This is a genomic window from Streptomyces phytophilus, from assembly GCF_013870535.1.
GTDB lineage: Bacteria > Actinomycetota > Actinomycetes > Streptomycetales > Streptomycetaceae > Streptomyces > Streptomyces phytophilus.
On record NZ_JACBXC010000603.1, the window covers coordinates 1 to 3631 of the forward strand.

Genomic DNA, 3631 nt, shown 5'->3' on the forward strand with positions numbered 1-3631 from the left:
CTCGGCATGTCGGCGGCGCTGCTGCTCGGGGTGCTGCCCGCGGAGCGGATGCCGGGGCCGGTGTCCTTCGCGCGGGACCTGCTGCCGTCCACGTACGGCGTGGAGGCGCTGATGGAGACGTTCGCCCCGGACCCCGACTGGGTCGCGGTCCTCGCCGACCTGGGGGTTTGCGCCGGCGTCGGGGTACCCGCGCTGGCGGCGGCGACGTGGGCGTACCGCCGGGCGGCGCTGCGGTCGTGAGCGCGGGCGGTCACGGCGACATTCCGAACGACCGTCCTGACTACGGCGGGCACCCCCCGCCCTGGCACGATGACGGGGTGACCGCTCCCCTGACACCGCACGAGCAGCCGCCGCACGAGCAGCCGGCCCACAACCCGTGGCACTACCCGTCCGCACCGGACGCCACCGCCGACAAGACGGCGGGACGCAAGCGCCGCCGCTGGTCGAAGGGCGACGACGACCTCGACACGCAGGGGTGGCACGCGTTCCTGATCCTGGTGGGCATCTCGGCGCTGGGGCTGCTGCTGGGCTTCCTGTGGGAGCGGTTCGCGCCGCGCGTGGCACTGGTCGTGCGCGGGGGCGAAGCCTGGCTGAAGGAGAGCGAGAGCGAGGACGCCATCTCCATCGACGGCACGTTCGCGCTGCTGGGGCTGGCCTTCGGCGCGGTGACGGCGCTGGCGGTGTTCCTGTGGCGGCGGCGCGGCGGCTGGCCGCTGGTGCTGGGCCTCGCGCTGGGCTCGCTGATCGGGGCGGTGGTGGCCTGGCGGTTCGGCATCGTGCTGGGCCCGCCGCAGAACGTGGACGAGCGGGCCGCGCAGCTCCGCGACGGCGGCGGCCTCGACGCGCCGCTGGAGCTGAAGGCCAAGGGTGCGCTGCTGGCGTGGCCGGGGGCGGCGATGGCCGTGCACCTGGTGCTGACCGGGCTGTTCGGGCCGCGCGACCCCGAGCCGCAGGCTCCCCCGCCGCCCACGGGCGGCTGGCAGGGCTGGGGCGCTCCGACAAACTGAGAGGCGGGCGGGGTCAGGCTCGTACGAGGCGGGCGGGCGGACGACGTCCGCGGCACGCGCGACCGGCTCCGTACCCCTCGGCCGGGTGTGCCGCTGCTACGCCTCCGGCTCCGCCGCCTGCGCGTGCTCGGCGGCCGAGCTGACGTCCACCTCGCGCCAGAACCCGGCCCGGATCGCGTACCGGTCGCGCTCGTCGATCTGGTCGTCCTTGTGCGCCAGCAGCCCGAAGCGGGCGGCGTAGCGCAGCAGCTCGCCGTCGATGCGGTGCGGGATACGCGGGTACTGGCCGGCCAGCAGCCGCAGCTTCAGCTGGTCCGCCAGCCGCTCCATCCAGCGCCGCGCGAAGACCTGCCCCACCTCGAACGGGTCGCCGCCGATGACGGTGATGTCCTCCTCGCGGTCCGCCCAGCGCTGCTCGGCCGTGGTGAGCTGGGCGAGCGTGGGCAGCCCGGCGATGTCCGGCGGCTCGGCGCCCGGCCGCTCGACCCATCCGCGGTCGGACGACCAGCGCAGGGTGGCGCTGCCCACGGGCGGCCCGTGGCGGCCCTCGGGCGCGGCGGGGCGGCCCAGGCTCGCGAGGTCCTTCGGAGTGGGTACGCCGCCCTTGCCGCCGGGGTCGTCCTCGTCCTCCGGTACGGCGTCGGGCGCCGTGCCCGCGTCGTCGTGGCGGCGCTCGGTGACCGGCGCCGCGGTCTGCGCGGTCCCGTTGGCGACGGTCTGCTTGCCGGCGACGGAGGTCTCGGAGGGCGGGGCGGAGAGGATCGCGGCGATCTCGGGCCGCGGCACGGGGCTGGGGGCGCAGATGCCGGTGAGGTCCTTGGCCCGCATGGCGCGGGTGATCCAGACCCGGTCGAGCACGCGCCGCTCGTCGGCCTCGGCGACCAGGTCCTCGGACTGGTTGTAGTCGCCGTCGGCGGCCTGGACCGCCCACAGGTGCACGGCGACGCCGTGCTCCTTCGCGGACATCATCCCCGGCAGCAGGTCGCCGTCGCCGGTGACGAGGACGACGTCGGCGCAGGCGCGGTTGCGGGCCAGCTCGGTCAGCTCCGCGTGCATCGCGGCGTCGACGCCCTTCTGCGCCCAGCGGCCGTCGCTGCGGGTGAGCGCGCCGAGGCGGACGGTGACGCGGGACATCACGCGCAGCCGCCGGTGTTCGGGCTGCGGCACGCGGTCGGGGGCGCCGTCGAACCAGTAGATACGCAGCAGCCGCTGCCCGGTGTCCGCCTCGGCCTGCTCGCGCAGGCCCTGGATGAGGGCGGGGTGGTCGACGGTGATCCGGGAGCGGGCGGGTTCTCCGGCGAGCAGGCTCGCGGCGGCGCCCAGCAGGTAGCCGGCGTCCACCAGGACGACGCAGCGGTCCACGATTCACCCTCTTCTCAGCCGGTTCCGGGCCGGTGCCGCGGAGTTCACATCGGGTTGCCTTCGAGTCTGCCCCACTGAGGGGTGGTTAACAGCAGGGCATCGATCATCGGCGTGGCGGACACCGATGCCCGGCCATGAACAGCGCGTACTACGCACGGTAATTATCCGACATGCGAGGCATCTCAGGCCGTGCGAAGGTGATCTCCGCGGGGGTCCGCGCCTGTAAAGGATCAGTGATGGGTAAGCGCAAGAACCGCGAGAAAAAACAGCAACAGCACTCCCACCGGGACAAGTACGCAGGGTCGCCGGCGGGCATACCCGACCGCGGCCGGCAGCGGCCGCTCGACGAGGCCCCGCCGCCAGGTGGCCGACCAGCGCACCCAGCCGTCCGCGCGCGGTCCGTCCGCGAGTTCGGCGCGGCGCCAGGTGGCGCCGCCGTCGGTGCTGACCTCGACCGCGCGCACGCCGCCGGCGCCGGACCAGGAGCGGCCGGTCAGCCGGTGCGTCTCGCCGGCGGCGAGGGTGGCGTTCCAGGGCAGTTCGAAGGCGCTCTTGAGAGTCTGCCGGCTCAGCGGCTCGCTGCCCTCGGGCGGGTAGGAGGGGCCGAAGAGGCGGTAGAAGTCGGTGTTCCAGGGTGAGTACAGCGGCTCGGCGGAGACCTGCACGTCGCCGACCCACTTGATCGAGGAGATGCCGACCCACGACGGTACGAGCACGCGCACCGGGTGCCCGTGGTCGGCGGGCAGCGGCTCGCCGTTCATCTCGTACGCGAGGATCACGTCGTCCAGCGCCTTGGCCACCGGCAGCGGGCGGCGCACGTGGCCGAGGTCGATCCCGTCCGCCACGTACGCGTCGTCCAGCCCGCTCGGCATCACGTCGACCGCCCGCCGGGTCAGCCCGGCCCGCCGCAGCACGTCGCCCAGGCGGGCGCCGCGCCAGCGGGCGACGCCGATGGCGCCGAGGGTCCACGACGTGCCGGAGACGGTGCCGCCCTGCTGGCCGGCGAAGAAGCTGCGCCCGTTGCCCGCGCACTCCACGAACGCCGACCGGACCGCGGTGGGCAGCGCCTTGAGGTCGTCGAGCCCGAACTCCGCCCCGCCGCCGCGCAGTCCGTCGCCCCAGACGCGCAGGCTCCAGTCGGCGGCGTCGAGCAGGGGCGTGGCGGTGTGGTTGCGGACGAAGAAGCGGTCGGCGGGGGTGTGGTAGCCGGTGCCCTTCAGGGCGGGCCAGTTGGTCTCGGCGTTGGTGCCGCGGACCGTGAA

The 3631-nt window shown here is 74.7% G+C and carries 3 protein-coding genes and 1 pseudogene; 2 read left to right on the forward strand and 2 right to left on the reverse strand.

Translation table 11 applies throughout. The features are described from left to right. Window positions 1–240, forward strand: a pseudogene (locus tag H5J30_RS22055) (ABC transporter permease); the annotation flags it as partial. 77 nt (window positions 241–317) lie between these two features. Beyond that, complete coding sequence (locus H5J30_RS22060) at window positions 318–1007, forward strand: hypothetical protein (protein WP_181789124.1); 690 nt, start codon at window positions 318–320, stop codon at window positions 1005–1007. 96 nt (window positions 1008–1103) lie between these two features. Here the strand turns inward: H5J30_RS22060 and H5J30_RS22065 are convergent, their stop codons facing one another. Beyond that, window positions 1104–2369, reverse strand: a complete 1266-nt coding sequence (locus H5J30_RS22065) for an NYN domain-containing protein (RefSeq protein ID WP_181789125.1) — start codon at window positions 2367–2369, stop codon at window positions 1104–1106. Between the two features lie 230 nt (window positions 2370–2599). Continuing rightward, window positions 2600–3631, reverse strand: a 1032-nt coding sequence (locus H5J30_RS22070) for a molybdopterin-dependent oxidoreductase (protein WP_258563470.1), incomplete at its 5' end; no start/stop codon positions are given.